This is a genomic window from Sphingomonas sp. P4_G3 (assembly GCF_056401105.1).
In genome coordinates, this window is sequence record NZ_JBFUJZ010000002.1 from 302,604 (window position 1) to 317,195 (window position 14,592).

Here is a 14,592-nt window from a genome sequence, read left to right on the forward strand (position 1 = left end):
CGGCGAAGGCCGGGATCTTAGGCGAAGGCGCGACAAGGCTTGAGATCCCGGCTTTCGCTGGGATGACTAGAATGAATAACGATTAGGAATTGAAGTGACACCAGGTAAGGAACTGCTCTTCGTCGCGCTCGGCGGATCGGGCGAAATCGGCATGAACGTCAACCTCTATGGTTGTCAGGGCAAATGGCTGATGGTCGACATGGGGGTGACCTTCGCCGACCCCGCTTATCCGGGCGTCGAGATCATTCTGCCCGATCTCCAGTTCATCGAGGAACAGCGCGCCAACCTGGTCGGCGTCGTGCTGACGCACGGGCATGAGGATCATATCGGTGCTCTGCCCTATCTCGCCGACGATCTCGGCGCGCCGCTCTTTGCCAGCAAGTTCACCGCCGGGCTGATCCGCGGCAAGCTCGAGGAAGAAGGCGTCCAGGACCGCGTCGAGCTCAACGTGGTGGATCCGAACAAGGTGGTCGAGATCGGGCCGTTCAAGTTCCGCTTCGTCCCGCTCGCGCATTCGATCCCCGAAGCAAGCGCGCTGCTGATCGAGACGCCATACGGCAAGATATTCCACACCGGCGACTGGAAGCTCGACAGCAGCGATGCGGTGCTCGGCAGGCCGTCTACTCCCGAACAGCTTGCTGCGGTTGGCGACGAGGGCGTGCTCGCGCTCGTCTGCGATTCGACCAATGTCTTCAACCCGCAGGCGTCGGGTACCGAATCAAGCGTGCGCGACGGGCTGATCGACGCGGTCAAGAAGGCGAGGGGCAGGGTGGTCGTCACAACCTTTGCGTCGAACGCCGCGCGCCTCCAGACTTTAGGCGAAGTGGCCAAGGCGACGAGGCGCAAGATTTGCGTCCAGGGCCGCTCGCTCGACCGCATCCTGACCGTGGCGCGCGCTAACGGTTATCTCAAGAGTTTCCCCGATCCGATCTCGCCCGAAGCCGCGATGGCGCTGCCCGGCCGCGATGTTCTGGTGGTGGCGACCGGCGGGCAAGGCGAACCGCGCGCCGCGCTCGGCCGCATCGCCGACGGCAACCACCCGATCAAGCTCGTCGCGGGCGACACCGTCGTCTTCTCGTCCAAGCAGATCCCGGGCAACGAACTCGCGATCGGCCGCATCCAGAACCAGCTCGCCGCTGCTGGCGTCGAAATGGTCACCGAGCGGCAGGAGCATGTCCATGTCTCCGGCCATCCGGGACGCCCGGAGCTCGAGGCGATGTACGGCTGGATCCGTCCGCAATTGCTCGTGCCCGTCCATGGCGAGATGCGCCATATGATGGAGCAGGCGCGGTTCGGCCTGTCCAAGGGCATCCCGCAGGCGCTGGTCCAGAGCGACGGCGACATCGTTCGCCTCGCGCCCGGCAAGCCCGAAAAGCTGGGTCATGCCACGGTCGGCCGGCTGATGCTCGACGGCGATGTCATTCTGCCCGCCGACGGCGCGACGATGAACGAGCGCCGCCGCGTCGCGACCTATGGCCAGATGTCGGTCGCGGTCGCAATCGACGGCAGGAATCGCTTGATCGGCGTGCCACGAGTCGGGCTGCAGGGCATTCCCGTCGAAGAGGATCGCGAGGCGTTCATCGACGAGGCGATCGATGCCGCCGCTGAAGTGGTGAAAAAGCATCGCGGCGACCTGCCGACATTGCGCGAAAGTCTCCGTCTCGGCGTCCGCCGCGTGGCGACGCGTTGGACCGGCAAGAAGCCGGTCGTCGATGTTCTGGTGATCGAGGCGTAAGGATCTGATATGCGTTGGACCTCGCTGCTCGCGATCTATTTCCTGTTCTGGGCGTTTTCGGTGTTCCTCGTCTTGCCGTTCGGGGTGCGCACCACGCAGGAGGCCGGCGGCGACTACGTCCCCGGTCAGGCCGAAAGCGCGCCGCACGAATTCAGCATCAAGCGCCTCGCGTTGCGCGTCACGATCGTGGCGACAATCCTGTGGGCGCTGTTCGTGCTCAATTACATCTACGGCTGGGTCACGCCGGACATGCTCGACTTCGTCAATCCGTCGAACAGAATGAGCTGAGCTAAGGCCTTAGGCTCATGAAATAGCGGTCCGTCGGCAAGCGCCCCATTTCCCGACGTTCAGGTGAGCAAACCGAGCAATGGGGACGCAGCCATTCGTTCAGCGCGAACTTTCCCGCCTTTCTATCTTCGAACGGAAATTTCTGGAAAGGGCAATTGGGAATACGTTTCGGGAAAGCTGAACCCGCGAACCGCCGTCAGCGCAAAAGCCAGAATTGCTTGCCGTAAGCCCTTTAATTCGGCAGCCGTGCTACGCTCATGCTAGTTGGAACGGCTTGGGCGGTTGCGGACCCTAAGCTCATGTCCGCAATCAGGAGGCTTGCGACCTTCGCCTTGTTCTCGTTGAAATGCGGCTATAGGCTTCAATTTTTCCGGACGAGTGTGCGCCGCGACTCACGTCAGCGCACGTGCAGGGGTGCCCAAATCTGATCTCGCCGTCCGTCGTCCTGGCCGTTCTGCAAACGCTGTTCGCGGCGTTGCTGAGCTTGGGCGCGCTCGGCGGACCAAGCTCGGCGCACGGACATGGGCAGGGTCTCGCCGTTCGCGAGGCCGCGGCGAGACCTTTCACGCTCAGTGACCGTGCGCTTGCCCCCAATGAGGAAGCCGATCGTTCCGACCCGCACCAGGGCGGGGGGAGCGCGCTACCGCCGGCCGAGCTGGCGCGTCCCGGCAACCCAGAGCCGTCGCGCCTCTCCCCCGTTCCGCTCGCCGTACTAGGCTTCGCGAAGCGCTCAGTCCGCGCTCACCCCGCTACCGGCCCTCCGTTAGTCTGAAGCAGCCTCGCTGCGCCTGAGATGCGCAGCCTGAAGGTGCGCCCGTGCTTGCGCGCCTGTCTCTTCACGACTGCAAACGAGGATCGACAATGCTACATTTCTCCCGTCTGAAGGCGGGGGTAATCCTGTGCATTTGCCTTATTGGCATTTTGCTCAGCATCCCCAGCTTTACTCCTGCTGGCCGCCTGCCAGCCTGGTACCCGCAACCTCATGTAAACCTCGGCCTGGACCTCCAGGGCGGATCCTACATGCTTCTCGAACTCGACCGCGCCGCTCTGATCAACGAGAGGCTCGAGAGCGTCCGCGAACAGGCCGCCGCGGCGCTCAAGAAAGCCGGCGTTGTGGCAAGCACCAAGGTGACAGGCGGCCGCGTCTTGATTGACCTCGCCACACCGGACACCGGTGCCAGAGCGCTGGCCGACACCGTGGCTGAGTTTGGCACCGACTCTGCAGGCCGCCCCGCGCTCCAACTTGCCAATGTGCCTGGCGGCCTCGCCGTCTCTTACACCGACACGGGCCAGGCAACGCTCCTATCGAAGGCCGTCGAACAGGCGATCGCGATCATTCGCCGTCGCATCGACGAGACGGGCACCAACGAACCGGTTGTCGCGAAGCAGGGCGTGGCCCGCATTCTCGTAGAGCTGCCGGGGGTCAGCAATCCCGGCCGCCTGCGTACGCTGCTCGGCTCGACCGCGAAAATGACGTTCCGCCTGGTAGCGAACGGGGCGGAAGCCGCCAGTGCCGGCGTACGCCGCCTTCCGATGATGGACAATGCCGGTGCTACCGTCCCTGTTCTCAACCATGTCGAAGTCGACGGTGCCAACCTCGTTGACGCTACACCACGCCCTGACCAGCAGACGGGCGGGTGGGCGGTCGACTTCGCGCTCGACGGTGTTGGCGCGCGCCAGTTCGCCCGAACCAGCACCAGACACGTCGGGGAGCCATTTGCGATCGTGCTCGACGATAAGGTGATCAGTGCGCCGGTAATCCGAGAGCCTATTATCGGCGGACGGGGTCAAATCAGCGGTGGCTTTGACGCTGAAGGAGCCAAGGACCTGGCAGTGCTGCTCCGTGCGGGCGCGCTGCCGGCACCGCTCGCTGTGATTGAGGAGCGATCGGTGGGCGCCAGCCTGGGAGCGGACGCAGTCCACGCGGGCCTTATCTCCATCGTGGTCGGCTTGTCGCTCGTGATCAGCTTTGTAATCGCGCTCTATGGTCGGTTCGGCGTGTACGCGGCGGCGGCGCTTATCGCCAACCTCGCACTCACTATTGCCGGCTTGGCGTTGATGAACGCTACTCTAACGCTGCCTGGCATCGCTGGCCTGTTGCTGGCGCTCGGCATGGCCGTGGACGCCAACATTCTGGTGAACGAACGCACGCGCGAGGAACTGGCGAAAGGCAAGAGCCCGCGCGCTTCGATCGAAGGCGGGTTTCGGCGTGCTTATACGACCGTGCTCGACGCGAACCTGACAACACTGCTCAAGATGCTTGTCCTGCTCGGGCTGGGCGCGGGCGCGATCAAGGGGTTCGCGATCACCATCAGCCTCGGTATCCTCGTTTCGATGTTCACCGCGCTCGTATTCGTGCGGTACCTGACCGCGCGCTACCTCGAGCGAGTGCGACCGAAGCGGCTAAGGATGGGCACGCGGCTCCACTTTCTGCCAAGGAAGACGCGTTTTGCGTTCATGCGCGCGCGCCATGCAGGGCTCATCGCGTCGGCGGTGATCAGCCTGGCGTCTGTCGCGCTCGCGATCTCGCCGGGGCTGAAGATGGGCATCGACTTCTCCGGCGGCGTCGCGGTCGAGGCGAGGATGCCGGGCGAGGCTGACTTAGCTAGGTTGCGTGGCCAAGTCGGTGGGCTGGGCCTTGGACCGGTCCAGGTACAGTCCTTTGGCGGACCCGATGACGTTCTTCTTCGCCTCGGAAGCCAAGAGGGAGGGCCCAAGGCGCAGGCCGCCGCGGTCGCCAAAATCGAGCATATGCTCGGGCAAGTTGCGCCGGGCGCCGAGGTTCGTAAGGTTGACGTGGTGGGTGCCACGATTGGAAACGAGCTGTTCAGCAGCGCCATCTGGGGGCTCGGCATCGCCGCAATCGCAATGTTCGCCTATATTGCGGTCCGCTTCGAATGGCCGTTCGCACTAGGCGCGGTCGCGACGATGTTCTTGGACCTTACTAAGACAATCGGCTTCTTCGCGCTAACCGGCTTCGAGTTCAACATGACCTCGATCGCGGCCATTCTGACGATCATGGGCTTCTCGATCAACGACAAGGTGGTTGTCTATGATCGGGTCCGCGAGAACATGCGCGCTATGCGGCACAGGCCGCTTCGGGAGATCGTTGACCTCTCGATCAATGAGACACTGTCCCGCACGATCGGAACGTCGCTGGCGCTATTCCTGGCAACGGCGCCATTGGCTGTGTTTGGCGGGCCAGCACTCCAGCAATTCGCAATGACGCTCCTGTTCGGGCTTTTTCTGGCGACAAGCTCGTCCATCTTCATCGCCGCACCGCTACTGCTCACTTTATCGGAACAGCGAGACAAGTGGGCGAAGCGCCCGAACACCAGCAACACGTCTGCCTCGACGTAGGTTTAGAATGAGCCAGCCGGGAGCCGTACCGCTCCCGGCTAGGCCTGTGCTGGGTCTCCCCTCCCAGAAAGGGGCCGCGACTGATTTAAGTCCGCAGTCGCTCGATCGCCTGGGCCAGCGCGACGTACAGCTTGCCCATGTCCGACGACAGCAACGTCACGCCGATCGCCGCGCCGTCGCGTTGCGCCAGGATGCCACGCAGCATTGCTTCGAAATCGTGGATGTAGCGATTGACCTGCTCGCGCACCGTGTCGTCATTGTCATAGGCCTCGAGTACCGCCCGCATCTCGCCGGCATCGAGCAGCTTGACCGCGCGCCGCGCGAACGCACCGCGATTGCCCTTGAGATAGGCCATCCAGGACGAATCGGGGACTTCGGACGAATAGATGCTGGTGAGGTCGATCGCTGCCGAGTTGAGCGATTCGATCAACAGCGACACGCGTCGCGCGAAACCGTTCGCTTCCTCGGTATCCGCCAGCCGCGCCTCGATCAGGCTCGACGCCTCGGCGATCGCCAGCATCTGGCGGTTGAGCTTGTCCGACGCGTCGGTCGCCGATGCCGCGGCTGTCTCGGTGGCTTGCGCGATTGTTGCCAGGCCGCGCTCGACGGCCTGCGATGCCGCCGCTTCCAGCGCGTCGGCGGCGTCGGGCGCGATTCGGGCCATCGCCTCGCGCGCATGCTCGGCGGCGGCATTGGCGGTGTCGCGGATGCGCATCAGCGTTTCGAGCAATTGCGGTGCCGCCTCTCCGGCGAAACGATGCGCGGCGCCGCTGGTGTCATCGATCGATCGGGTCAGCGCGTCGACCTGCTCCTGTCCGGCGGCAAGAGTCGCGGCAACGTGATTGGCCACCGCTTCGATCCCGGCGATGCGATCGGCCAGCGCGGTGGTGCTGTCGGTGGCGGTGCGATCGAGCGCGGCCTGATTGGTGGACAGCATCGCGAGCATGGCGTCGCCCTGGGCGGCGATGCCCTTGCGCGCCTCATCCACTGCGCTGGCGGTGCGATCGAGTAGGCCGTCGACCGCTTCGGACATCGCGCTGGTGACTTGTTCGAGCCGGGTCCCCGCCGTCTCGCTGGTCGCTTCCATGCGCGCGATATGCGCGGACAAGCGTTCCGCCGCGCCGCTGGTATGGCTGTCGACTTCGCGCGCACGTTCGCCGAGTGCGACGACCTGGGCATCGAGCGCTGCCGCGCGCTCGCTTGCGGTCAGGCCGATCGTTTCGATCTGGCCAGCCAGCGTCGTGGTCTGGTCATGGGCGTGGGGGAGCGTCGCCAGCATGATCTGGAGATTGGCCTCCAGATTGGCGGCCGCCTTGTCGATGCGGGCAGCATCGGTCTCGGCCTTGGAAAAGTGGCTGTCGAGCACTGACGACGCTTCGCTCAGGCGATCCGACGCCGCGCTGGCGGTCGCCATCATCACCGTGACCTGGTCGGCCAGCTTCTCGCGATTGGAGTCGATCGTCTGCGCCATGACGTCGATGACGGCCTGGAGGTGCTCTGCCTCGGCGCGCATCGATCGCGCCGTGTCGTTGAAGCGGCGCGCTTCGATCCGGCTTGAACGCCGCGCGACCAGCCAGAGAATTGCGATCAGCGCCAACGGTGCGGTCAGGCCGGTAGCCAGTTCGGCCAGCACGGTCGGCGAGGGTGCAGCCTGCATGGCGGGCCAGGCATACCAAGCGAAGAAGCCGATCCATGCTGCCGCCGACACGAACGCCAGGCCAGCCAGGATGCGCCACTTTGTCGCTCCCGACCGCTCCTCCAGTTCCTCAGGTTGCTCGAAAACCTCGCCTTCGTAAGGCTCGGTCAGCTGCAACGGCTCATCCGCCGCGGCGTATTCAACGTCGCTGACGTGCAAGTCGATGATCTTGGACCCCCCGTTCATGACGCTTTGTTTATCATAAAACCGACCATTTCAAAGCGATTGCGCAACGTTCCGTTAAAGCCCTTAGGGCTAGGTTGGGTCATGGCTTATGATCCCGGTGCAATCGATGCGACCCTTGCTGCGGCAGTCGGTGACGAACCGGGGCTGATTGCCGAATTGCGTGCAGCATTTGTCGACAGCGCGGAAAAGACGATCGACGCGATCCAGGCGGCCGAAAGCGACGATGCCTGGCGCCTCGCGACTGCGCGTCTCAAGGGACTGGCGGCGAGTTTCGGCGCGGTGCGCCTGATGAGCCTGGCGTCCGAAGCGGCAAGCGCGCCCGGCAATGCCGATGTCGTGCGAACTTTGCGGCGCGCGGTGGCTCGGCTCTAGCCGTACGGCCCGCCGCCAAATCCGGCGGGCAATCACGATCCTTGCGATACCCGAGTGCGAGGCTTAACAGCCCCGGATGCTTGCCGGGCTCCTGTTTGCCACAGCCGACGCGTCCGATCGCCACGATACGCTGGCGGCGACGCTGCCGGTCGGGGGCGTGACGCTGATCGAATTCCAGGCGCGGCTGCTGATCGCCGCTGGGGCGTCGCAGATCATCGTCGTCGTTTCGCGCCTGACTCCCGAATTGCTCGGCGCGATCAATCGCCTCGGCCGGCGCGGCATCGCGGTCGACGCGGTGCGCGGCCCCGCCGAAGTGCTCGCCAAGTTGCATCCGCTTGCGCGCGTGATGTGGCTGGCGGATGGGTTGATGACGACCAGCGTCATGGTCGAGGCGATGCGCGATCGCGATCGCGACACGTTGCTGGTGGCCTCGACGGGTGACGAACTCGAACGGATCGGTCCCAGCGCGGTGTGGGCGGGAATCGCCACGATCGATCCCCAGCGCATCGCCGATGTCGTGAAGTTGCCTGCGGACTATGATTTCGCCTCTTCGCTCTTGCGGGTGATCGCGCAACGCGGCGCCGAGCAATTGCCATTGCCCGAAACGGCGGTGCGCGAGGGCCATGGCGTCCAGCGCGATTCGCGTGCACTGGCGGCGAAGGGCCGGGCCGCGCTGGTCGCGGCGCTCGGCACCCGGACGAACTGGGTCGACCGCTTCCTGGTCGCGCCGCTCGCCAAACTGGCGCTGCCACCGTTGGTTGCGCGCGGCGTGCCTCCGGTCGCGCTGGCGGGAGTGGGCGGCGTGTTCGGCGTCGGCGGACTTGCCGCGATCGCGATCGGCTGGACGGCCTCGGGCATGGCGGCGATCGTGCTGGCCCTCGCGCTTCTCGCGCTCGCCGATGTGCTGGCATGGCTGCGCGACGAGCGGGCGCTCGGCAGGATATTGCGCTGGAGCACGCCCGCGGCGGTCGCATTGGCGACCTTGCTGTTGGGGCAGCGGGTCGGGTTTCTCGCCGCCAGCGCAACGCCACCGCTGCTCGCGTTGACGACGGTTCTGGCCGGAGCGCTGGCGGAACGCGCGGCAGGAGTGGTGACCAGACCGTGGTGGTGGGCAGTCCCGGCTGCCTATCCGCTGATCCTGCTGCCGGCGGTGCTGATCGGATATCCGGTCTGGGGATTGGCGGCGGCCGCGAGCTATGCCGGGGTCACGCTCGGCTTCGCGGTAGAAGCTTTACGCTCGCGTATCGGCGGTTAATTCCGCCTGCGAAATCGGTGAGTTCTGGCTAACCTCGCTTTAACGACACAATCGTACAACAAAATCATGTCGATCGACCAAGGCGATTGGGACGATGGCGCCCGTGCGAGCGCCAGCACGCTGCTTGCGCGCGCGGCGGCAGCGGCGCGTCATGTCGACCGCCGCCTGGCCGAGGCAATTGACGACTTCTTCCTTCCCGACGATTCGCGGCTCGACGACCGGACGCGCGCGGCGCTCGCGGCGACGCTGACCGCGATGGTCGCGGTGGTCGAACACGATCTCCGCCAGCGCGCCGCCACACTCTTAGCCGGCGTGGATCCGGCATTGATCCAGCGGATCGACAGCGGTGCGTCGGTGCTCGACCGCCTGGTCGGCAGCGGATTGCTGCGCGATTTCGACCTGATGCGCGAATTGATCGCGCGGACCCGGCAGGATCTGCTGGTCGACCTGTTGCCTGCCTTGCCGCCCGATGAGATCGGCTCGGCCAGCCTGCTCGCGCGGTTGGCCGGAAGTGCCGACGCCTGGGTCGCGGATGCGGCGCTGACCATGATGGCCGCCGAAAGCCGGCGTCGCGGGCTGATCGACAGCAATCGGCTGGAGCGGACCGAACTTCCGGCCGAGCTGCATCACAGGTTGGTCTGGTGGGTAGCGGCGGCGATTCGCGAACAATTGGGGCCGAGCAATGCAGATCGCATGATCGTCGAGGCGGCGTTGCATGCGCTCGCCGACCATGACGAAGGCGACCGTCTGGAAAGCGCGGCGATGCGACTCGCCGCCACGATCGATCCGCAACCCGCGGAGCTGGCGACGGTGCTGAGGCATGCGCTGGGGGATCGGCGAGTGGCGCTGGTCATCGCATTGCTCGGGCATACCCTGGGCATCGACTATGCGACGATGCGGCAGATCGTGCTGGATGGCGGCGAGCAATTATGGCTGGTGCTACGCGGGGCCGGGCTCGACCGGGCGACGGTCGCCCGGATCGGTCTCAGCCTGTGCGAAGCCGACCCGCGCCGCGACGTCGAAGCCTTTGCCGATCAATTGGCAGCGATCGCTGCGGTCACGCCCGACGAGGCGCGTGGAGCGCTTGCGCCGCTCCGGCTCCATCCCGATTTTCGCACGGCGATGGCAGATCTGGAGAAGCGTCGATGAGCGCGGTCGACGCAGGCTTGCCGCCCGTTCACGGCTTCGTCGATCGCGATGGCCGCCTGGTAGACGCCGGGCCGCGACTCGGCGATCTCAACATTCGTGCCGGCGGTGCCCTCGGGGAACCGTTCGCCGTGCCGCAGGTCGCCATGCTCGCGCGGCTGGCCCAGCGGTTGGGGATCACGGTCGCGCGCCACGTGCTGGTCGCCGACGGACCCGATGAGGTCGAATTGTGGGTGCGCGCCGATCCGGTCGACGACGGCGTGCGCCTGGAGCTGAGTGGCTGGAAGCTGCGCGCGCCTTGGACACCGCCGGTGGACCCGGCGCGGCGCGACCGCGATCTGTTGCTGCAAGGCGCCGATTGGTGGTGGGAAACCGATGCGACCTTGCGGTTGACGACAGTAGCCGCGGGGGCCGAGCGGTTCGGGGTGACGCCTGAAAGCGCACTCGGCAAACCGCTCGCGTCCTTGTTCGCGCTGGAGATGGATGCCGAAGGCGCGATGCCGATGCTCGGTGTGCTGACGGTGCATCAGCCGTTCGAGGGGCAGGCGGCGACGGTGCGCGCGACCGGGCAAACCGTGACCTTGTCAGCTAATCCCACGCTCAACGCGGAGGGCCTGTTCGCGGGCTATATCGGCGCGGTCAGGGTGGAAACGCGCGAGCTGCCGCAACCGGCGGACGATCGTGCCAGCGATCCGCTCGATGCGTTCAGCGCGCGGCTCGATCGCGCATTGCGCACGCCGCTCGGGCGCATCATCGCCAATGCCGACAGCATCCATGCCCAGACGGAGGGGCCGATCCGGCGCGATTATGCGGATTATGCGTCGGACATCGCCAGCGCCGGACGGCATCTGCTCGGGCTGGTCGACGATCTGGTCGATCTGCAGGCGGTCGAGCGGCCCGACTTCGCCCCAGCGGCGGAACCGATCGACCTCGCCGATATCGGGCGGCGCGCGGCCGGCTTGCTCGGCGTCCGCGCGGCGGAACGCGGCGTCAAGATCGACGCGCCGCAGGACATCGACCGCGCGCCCGCGACCGGCGAGTTCAAGCGCGTGTTGCAGATCCTGGTCAATCTGATCGGCAATGCGGTGCGCTATTCGCCCGATGGCGGCATGGTCTGGATTCGCACCCATCGCGATCGCGGCGCGGCGGTGATCATCGTCGCCGATCAGGGCAAGGGTATCGCCCCCGAGGATCAGGCGCGCATCTTCGAAAAATTCGAACGAGTCGATCCCAGTGAGCCGGGCGGGAGCGGGCTGGGTCTCTATATCGCGCGGCGGCTGGCGCGCGCGATGGGCGGCGATCTGACGGTCGATTCGGCGCTGGGGCAGGGCGCGCGCTTCATGCTGACCCTGCCTGGGGCTGGTGCCTAGCGCGCGGAGGCGCGAAAGATTTGCTCGCACGAAGCCACAAAGGCGCAAGGAAGAGTAATTTCGCGCAGAGGCGCAGAGTGCGCGGAGATTATGGGCGCTAAAGCGCGCTTTCTCGTTGCCGGGGAATGAAAGGCTGCTGACGCGGCCGTGCGATACACCTCAGCGTCCTCTGCGCCTCTGTGCGAACCAAATCTTCGTGCCTTGGTGTCTTTGTGCGAGAACTCTTACCGACCAGCTCTCGCGGACGAACTGAGCAGGCGCGATTCTAGCGCCGCCCGATCCATACCAGCACGATACCACCCGCCGCGAGCAGCGCCCCCCAGAGCGCCCAGATGCGCATGTCGAGCATGAAGCTCGATGCCGGCCAGTGGACCAGGCCGAGGCCCTGGCCCACCCACAGCAGCCCCATCGCGATGCACAGCGCACCGAAGACTTGGAGCAGCAAGCGCATCAGCGCTGGCCGATAGGGGTATAATCGCGCTGCGTCGGGCCGGTGTAGAGCTGGCGGGGACGGCCGATCTTCTGCGCCGGATCGCTGATCATCTCGTTCCACTGTGCGACCCAGCCGACGGTGCGGGCGAGCGCGAACAACGCGGTGAACATCGTCGTCGGGAAACCGATCGCCGACAGGATAACGCCCGAATAGAAATCGACGTTCGGGAACAGCTTCTTCTCGACGAAATAAGGATCGTTGAGCGCCATATGCTCGAGCTGCAGCGCGACCTCGAACACGGGATCGCTGACCTTGAGCGCGTCGAACACCTCCCGCACCGTCTTCTGCATCACCGTCGCGCGCGGGTCGTAATTCTTGTAGACGCGATGGCCGAAGCCCATCAGCCGGAACGGGTCGTTCTTGTCCTTCGCGCGGGCGATGAATTCCGGGATGCGATCGGGCGTTCCGATCTCGCGCAACATGTTGAGCGCGGCCTCATTGGCACCACCATGCGCCGGACCCCACAGGCAGGCGATGCCGGCCGCGATGCACGCGAACGGATTGGCGCCCGATGACCCGGCCAGGCGGACGGTCGAGGTCGATGCATTCTGCTCGTGATCGGCATGGAGGATGAAGATGCGGTCGAGCGCGCGCTCGACGATCGGGTTCACCTCATAGGGCTCGGCCGGCACGCCGAACGTCATGCGCAGGAAATTACCCGTATAGCTCAAAGAGTTATCGGGATAGAGGAACGGCTGCCCGACGCTGTATTTGTACGCCATCGCCGCGATCGTCGGCATCTTGGCGATCAGGCGGTGCGACGCGATCATCCGCTGGTGCGGATCGTTGATGTCGGTCGAATCGTGATAGAAAGCCGACAGCGCGCCGACCACCCCGCACATGATCGCCATCGGATGCGCGTCGCGGCGGAACCCGCGATAGAAGGTCGCGAGCTGCTCGTGCAGCATGGTGTGGCGCGTGATCGTGTGGGTGAATTCGTTGAGCTCGTCCTTCGACGGCAATTCGCCGTTCAACAGCAGGTAGCTGACTTCCATGAAGCTCGATTGTTCGGCGAGCTGACCGATCGGATAACCGCGATGGAGCAAAATGCCCTCGTCGCCGTCGATATAGGTCAGCGCCGATTCGCAGCTGGCAGTCGAGGTGAAGCCCGGGTCATAAGTGAACATACCCGTTTCGCTGTACAGCTTGCGGATATCGACCACCTGGGGGCCGACCGAACCGGACATCACCGGATAGTCGTGATTCCCGAACTTGAGGGTGTTCGTGTCGGCCATATAACGTTCCTTCGAATTCAGGCTGCCATCCGGTCGGATATGCGGCCCAGGCTTTCTTCGCGGCCGAGGACGGCGAGTACGTCGAAAATGCCGGGGGAAGTGCGCTTGCCGGTCAGCGCCGCGCGAAGCGGCTGCGCGACCTGGCCGAGCTTGACCCCGGCGTCTTCGGCGACTTGCCGAACCGCGTTTTCGAGCGCCTCCGTATCCCAGTCCACGACGGCGTCAAGCGCCGTGTGAAGGCGCGCGAGCAAGGTGGGTGCCTCACCCTGAAGCAGCAATGCTGCATCTGCGTCCATCGGCAGCGGTCGGGCGTGGAAAAGGAACATGCTGCCCTCGGCCAACTCAATCAGGTTGGCGGCGCGCGGCTTGAGAAACGGCATGGTGCGGCGCAACAGTTCGCGCTGCGGCGGGGTCAATTCCAGCGGGATTCGCGGGGCGACGAGGTCGGCGAGACGAGCATCATCTGCCTCGCGGATATAATGGCCGTTCAGGTTCTCGAGCTTCTTCAAATCGAACCGACTTGGTGATTTTCCGACGCCGTCGAGGTCGAACCATTCGATCGCCTGGGCGCGGCTGATGATCTCGTCATCGCCATGCCCCCAGCCAAGCCGCAACAGGTAATTGTCGACCGCTTCGGGCAGCAGGCCCATCTCGTCGCGATAGGCGTCGACGCCCAGTGCGCCATGGCGCTTAGACAGTTTGGCGCCATCCGATCCGTGAATCAGTGGGATATGGGCATAGACCGGTTCCGGCCAGCCCATCGCGCGATAGATCGGCAACTGGCGAAATGCGTTGTTGAGATGGTCGTCGCCGCGGATGACGTGAGTCACGCCCATGTCGTGATCGTCGACCACCACCGCCAGCATATAGGTGGGCGTACCGTCCGACCGCAGCAGGACGAGATCGTCGATCTCGCTGTTCTGGACGGTGACCTCGCCCTGGACGCGATCGTGGATCGTCGTCGCTCCCTCTATCGGCGCCTTCAGGCGGATGACGTGCGGCGCCTGCGGGTCGTTGGGCATGCGATCGCGCCACGGCGAGCGGATCCGGAGCGGCTTCTTCGCCGCTTCCGCCTCGGCGCGCATCTGGGCGAGCTCGTCCTGGGTGAGGTAGCAGCGATAGGCCGCTCCCTTTTCGACCATTTCATAGGCGACCTCGGCATGGCGAGCGGCGCGCGAGAATTGATAGATTTCGGGCCCGTCCCATTCTAGGTCGAGCCAGCGCATTCCCGCCAAAATGGCGTCGATTGCGGGCTGCGTCGATCGCGCGCGATCGGTATCCTCGATGCGCAGGAGGAACTTGCCCCCGTGGTGTCGCGCGAACAGCAGATTGAACAACGCGGTGCGCGCGCCGCCAATATGCAGAAAGCCGGTCGGCGAAGGCGCGAACCGGGTGACGACGTTGGTGACGGGTGCGCCTGCGGGCGCCCCGGAGTCAGAACTGGCGCTCAACCGCG

The 14,592-nt window shown here is 65.1% G+C and carries 11 protein-coding genes; 7 read left to right on the forward strand and 4 right to left on the reverse strand.

The window, feature by feature from the left end:
• Positions 1–94 precede the first annotated feature (94 nt).
• The 3 genes from AC1DQQ_RS07000 (at position 95) to secD (ending at position 5,383) form a co-directional block, all read left to right on the forward strand.
• Positions 95–1,735 (forward strand): ribonuclease J, encoded by a 1,641-nt coding sequence (locus AC1DQQ_RS07000; RefSeq protein ID WP_478029246.1) that lies wholly within the window; start codon positions 95–97, stop codon positions 1,733–1,735.
• Positions 1,736–1,744: 9 nt separating this feature from the next.
• Complete coding sequence (locus tag AC1DQQ_RS07005; protein WP_478029245.1) at positions 1,745–2,023, forward strand: DUF1467 family protein; 279 nt, start codon at positions 1,745–1,747, stop codon at positions 2,021–2,023.
• An 861-nt stretch (positions 2,024–2,884) separates the two neighbouring features.
• Complete coding sequence (secD, locus tag AC1DQQ_RS07010) at positions 2,885–5,383, forward strand: protein translocase subunit SecD (RefSeq protein ID WP_478044692.1); 2,499 nt, start codon at positions 2,885–2,887, stop codon at positions 5,381–5,383.
• 85 nt (positions 5,384–5,468) lie between these two features.
• Here the strand turns inward: secD and AC1DQQ_RS07015 are convergent, their stop codons facing one another.
• Positions 5,469–7,265: a coiled-coil domain-containing protein gene (locus AC1DQQ_RS07015; RefSeq protein ID WP_478029243.1), complete on the reverse strand. Its 1,797-nt coding sequence runs from the start codon at positions 7,263–7,265 to the stop codon at positions 5,469–5,471.
• An 81-nt stretch (positions 7,266–7,346) separates the two neighbouring features.
• On the opposite strand from AC1DQQ_RS07015, the gene AC1DQQ_RS07020 reads away from it, so the two are divergent.
• The 4 genes from AC1DQQ_RS07020 (at position 7,347) to AC1DQQ_RS07035 (ending at position 11,408) form a co-directional block, all read left to right on the forward strand.
• Positions 7,347–7,637, forward strand: a complete 291-nt coding sequence (locus AC1DQQ_RS07020; RefSeq protein WP_478029242.1) for an Hpt domain-containing protein — start codon at positions 7,347–7,349, stop codon at positions 7,635–7,637.
• A 76-nt stretch (positions 7,638–7,713) separates the two neighbouring features.
• A complete protein-coding gene (locus AC1DQQ_RS07025) occupies positions 7,714–8,892 on the forward strand; it encodes a hypothetical protein (RefSeq protein WP_478029241.1) in 1,179 nt (392 codons plus the stop codon).
• A gap of 66 nt (positions 8,893–8,958) precedes the next feature.
• A complete protein-coding gene (locus AC1DQQ_RS07030; RefSeq protein WP_478044693.1) occupies positions 8,959–10,041 on the forward strand; it encodes a DUF2336 domain-containing protein in 1,083 nt (360 codons plus the stop codon).
• Positions 10,038–11,408 carry a PAS domain-containing sensor histidine kinase gene (locus AC1DQQ_RS07035; RefSeq protein WP_478041733.1) on the forward strand — a complete coding sequence of 457 codons (1,371 nt, stop codon included), beginning with the start codon at positions 10,038–10,040 and terminating at the stop codon, positions 11,406–11,408. The genes AC1DQQ_RS07030 and AC1DQQ_RS07035 overlap by 4 nt, the downstream gene beginning before the upstream one ends.
• A gap of 265 nt (positions 11,409–11,673) precedes the next feature.
• Here the strand turns inward: AC1DQQ_RS07035 and AC1DQQ_RS07040 are convergent, their stop codons facing one another.
• From AC1DQQ_RS07040 to gltX, 3 genes are read right to left on the reverse strand one after another with little or no spacing between them, the layout of a single operon-like run.
• A complete protein-coding gene (locus AC1DQQ_RS07040) occupies positions 11,674–11,859 on the reverse strand; it encodes a hypothetical protein (protein ID WP_478041732.1) in 186 nt (61 codons plus the stop codon).
• Positions 11,859–13,136, reverse strand: a complete 1,278-nt coding sequence (locus tag AC1DQQ_RS07045) for a citrate synthase (protein ID WP_478029237.1) — start codon at positions 13,134–13,136, stop codon at positions 11,859–11,861. Before AC1DQQ_RS07045 ends, AC1DQQ_RS07040 begins: the two co-directional genes overlap by 1 nt.
• A gap of 17 nt (positions 13,137–13,153) precedes the next feature.
• Positions 13,154–14,587, reverse strand: coding sequence for a glutamate--tRNA ligase (gene gltX, locus AC1DQQ_RS07050; protein WP_478044694.1), 1,434 nt, complete (start codon positions 14,585–14,587; stop codon positions 13,154–13,156).
• Positions 14,588–14,592: the final 5 nt, after the last annotated feature.

What these genes read in the sequence shown, in the direction of transcription:
- AC1DQQ_RS07015 (WP_478029243.1), bottom strand. Translation starts at nt 7,265, where the DNA reads ATGAACGGGGGGTCCAAGATCATCGACTTGCACGTCAGCGACGTTGAA.
- AC1DQQ_RS07035 (WP_478041733.1), top strand. Translation starts at nt 10,038, where the DNA reads ATGAGCGCGGTCGACGCAGGCTTGCCGCCCGTTCACGGCTTCGTCGAT.
- AC1DQQ_RS07040 (WP_478041732.1), bottom strand. Translation starts at nt 11,859, where the DNA reads ATGCGCTTGCTGCTCCAAGTCTTCGGTGCGCTGTGCATCGCGATGGGG.
- AC1DQQ_RS07045 (WP_478029237.1), bottom strand. Translation starts at nt 13,136, where the DNA reads ATGGCCGACACGAACACCCTCAAGTTCGGGAATCACGACTATCCGGTG.
- AC1DQQ_RS07030 (WP_478044693.1), top strand. Translation starts at nt 8,959, where the DNA reads ATGTCGATCGACCAAGGCGATTGGGACGATGGCGCCCGTGCGAGCGCC.
- secD (WP_478044692.1), top strand. Translation starts at nt 2,885, where the DNA reads ATGCTACATTTCTCCCGTCTGAAGGCGGGGGTAATCCTGTGCATTTGC.
- AC1DQQ_RS07020 (WP_478029242.1), top strand. Translation starts at nt 7,347, where the DNA reads ATGGCTTATGATCCCGGTGCAATCGATGCGACCCTTGCTGCGGCAGTC.
- AC1DQQ_RS07005 (WP_478029245.1), top strand. Translation starts at nt 1,745, where the DNA reads ATGCGTTGGACCTCGCTGCTCGCGATCTATTTCCTGTTCTGGGCGTTT.
- AC1DQQ_RS07025 (WP_478029241.1), top strand. Translation starts at nt 7,714, where the DNA reads ATGCTTGCCGGGCTCCTGTTTGCCACAGCCGACGCGTCCGATCGCCAC.